Origin of the sequence: Clostridioides sp. ZZV15-6383 (assembly GCF_020657735.1) — a bacterium.
In the GTDB taxonomy this organism is placed as follows: Bacteria; Bacillota; Clostridia; order Peptostreptococcales; family Peptostreptococcaceae; genus Clostridioides; species Clostridioides difficile_D.
Map to the genome: position 1 here is coordinate 1 of NZ_JAGWCV010000225.1, position 255 is coordinate 255.

1 pseudogene is annotated in these 255 nt (G+C 25.9%); it reads right to left on the minus strand.

Going from position 1 to position 255, the window contains the following annotated elements:
- A pseudogene (locus tag KGF42_RS19560) lies at window positions 1-255 on the minus strand (hypothetical protein); the annotation flags it as partial.

Consider the following 255-nt stretch of genomic DNA (forward strand, 5'->3'; position numbering starts at 1 on the left):
CTCCATTCGCATCTGTTACTTTTATCTTAATTGTGTGTATTGCGTTATCTTCTAATGTGTAGTTAATTGTTTTCTCTACTGTTAAATCTGTTGTTATTGTTTCTTTTAAAGTATCATCTAGAAATACCTCTATCTTATTTAAATTATTGTCTAAATCTGATACTATGAATTTTACTTGTGTACTATTAAATTCATTTACTGTTATTTGAGGTAAATTATTACTCCTAGTAAATGTATATGTTCTTGTTGTACTAG